We start from the raw sequence: 1,903 nt of genomic DNA on the forward strand, positions 1-1,903 counted from the left end.
CGTCAGGCCGCTGACGCCAAAAATCCGCAGCCTCATCCTCGGCCCGGCGGTGGGGCAATAGGATGTTGGGCAACAGGAAACGGGTGGCCGGAAAAGCAACTCCGGGCGGGAGCCTCGAGGCCGAACATCGCGATATTTTTCCAGCCACGGCACGTGCCGGGCGAGGCAGCCCGATCGCGATGCTGATCTGCCTGCTGGCCTCCGGCTGCAGCCAGACGGCCGCCAGCCCGCCGATCACGCCAGACCAGCATGCGCAATTGGCGGAGTTGGCGGCCGGCCCGGACTCGCCGGCAGGCCTTGGCGAGGCCCTGGCTGCAGTCGAGGCGACCAGGAAAATGCGGGACTGCCGGGCGCGGATGAACGAGACGGTCGGGCAGATGAAGACGATGGGCGCCGTCAATGGCGCGGTCGGCGTCGCCGGTCGCATGGCGGGTCCGGGGGGCAAGACAGCGGCAAAAATGGTGGCGGTCGGCACTGCCAGGGTCGTGCGCGGCAAGCTCAGCCGTCAGATGCAATCGTGCTGAGACGATTGACGCGGTGCCTGGTCAGGCCGGCAGCGGCCGCCGTCCTTTCGCGGCGGCGGGCGTATCAGGCCTCGCCCCGGCATCTCGCGCGTGTGGCCCGATCGGCATGATTGCCGGAAATGGCGTCGCGCCAAAGGCAAACGTCCATTTGTAGCCGATCAGGCCATCCTCCGGCGTCGTGTGCTGGTCGTGATGGGCGAGCAGCTTGGCGCGGTCGGCGAGATCCTCCGCCTCGCGCCGCACCATTTCAGCCGTCTCCGGCCGCATCCGCCTGGAGAAGCTGACGAAGGTCGCTTCCTTGTCGATATGGGTGATGGCCCAGCCGATGAAATTCTTGTTGGTCATCTCGAACAGCGGCCTGAGCGGCCCTTCGAAGTTCCACTGGATCGGCGTCTCGACCAGCAGTCTCGCCGAAAGACCCCGTCCGAGCGCGATCAGGCCGAGTTCCTCGAGATCGCGCAGATAGAGGAACATCGAAGCCTCGCTCAGGCCTTGCGAGCGCATGATGCCTTCGGGCGTGAACTTTTCTGACAGCATGACGAAGATGAACAGCAGCGCCGGCCGGCCGGCGAGCTTGCGCTCGATCTCCGGCGCGATGTGGTTGACCGGCCCAGGCCCCCGGTTCATCGAGCCGAGCACGTTTTCCAGTTCGACACCGGCCGCAGCGCAAATCTCCATCAGCCGGTCGAGCTTGCAATTGCGCTCATGGAAGATACGCTTCACCGTCGGTTCGGAAACGCCCATGCGTTCGGCCAGCGCGCGATAGGTGACGCCCTTCGCCTTCAACGTCCGCTTCAGCGCCTGGAAGATCAGACCGTTCATCGGATGCACCTCTTGTCGCTAGTTTCGTATCGATATTCGATACTAGCGGTGTCAGGCCTTTCCGGAAAGTATCGAAAGCCATAGCTCTGCCTCGTCATCTCAGGAGAGCAGTCATGAACACCCTCATCCCCTCAGCCTTTATCGCCGTCATCGGCATTGCCGCAGTGCCCGCCGCGGAGGCCGGCGAACTCTGGCGCGCCACCGGGCTCGAACAGCCGGAATCGGCCCTGTTCGACGCCGCTGACAATCGCATCATCGTTTCCAACATATCAGGCAATCCCGGCGAGGCCGACGGCAACGGTTATCTCTCCGTGCTGTCGCTGGACGGCAAGACGGTCACCCAGCACTGGACCGACGGCATGGACGCACCCAAGGGTATGGCGATCTCGGGCGGCAAGCTCTATGTCGCCGACATCACGAAAGTCCGCGTCGTCGACCTCGCCAGCGGCAAGCTGGTCGCCAGCATCTCGGTGCCGAACGCGGTCTTCCTCAACGACGTGACATCGGACCAATCCGGCAAGGTCTATGTCTCCGACATGCTGGCCGACGCCATCTAC

General features: G+C 64.3%; 2 protein-coding genes and 1 pseudogene. 2 read left to right on the plus strand and 1 reads right to left on the minus strand.

What is annotated here, in order from left to right; translation table 11 throughout:
* The first annotated feature begins 83 nt into the window (after positions 1 to 83).
* Positions 84 to 524, plus strand: a complete 441-nt coding sequence (locus tag EN925_RS34035; RefSeq protein WP_164753792.1) for a hypothetical protein — start codon at positions 84 to 86, stop codon at positions 522 to 524.
* A 21-nt stretch (positions 525 to 545) separates the two neighbouring features.
* On the opposite strand, the gene EN925_RS34040 is transcribed toward EN925_RS34035, so the two are convergent.
* Positions 546 to 1,346: a helix-turn-helix transcriptional regulator gene (locus tag EN925_RS34040; protein ID WP_127366869.1), complete on the minus strand. Its 801-nt coding sequence runs from the start codon at positions 1,344 to 1,346 to the stop codon at positions 546 to 548.
* 113 nt (positions 1,347 to 1,459) lie between these two features.
* Here EN925_RS34040 and EN925_RS34045 point away from each other — a divergent pair.
* Positions 1,460 to 1,903, plus strand: a pseudogene (locus tag EN925_RS34045) (ATP/GTP-binding protein); the annotation flags it as partial.

Origin of the sequence: Mesorhizobium sp. M7A.F.Ca.US.006.04.2.1, assembly GCF_004022915.1 — a bacterium.
In the GTDB taxonomy this organism is placed as follows: domain Bacteria; phylum Pseudomonadota; class Alphaproteobacteria; order Rhizobiales; family Rhizobiaceae; genus Mesorhizobium; species Mesorhizobium ciceri.

Bases quoted from the DNA above. Each gene is read 5' to 3' on its own strand.
- EN925_RS34040 (WP_127366869.1), bottom strand. From the start codon at position 1,346: ATGAACGGTCTGATCTTCCAGGCGCTGAAGCGGACGTTGAAGGCGAAG.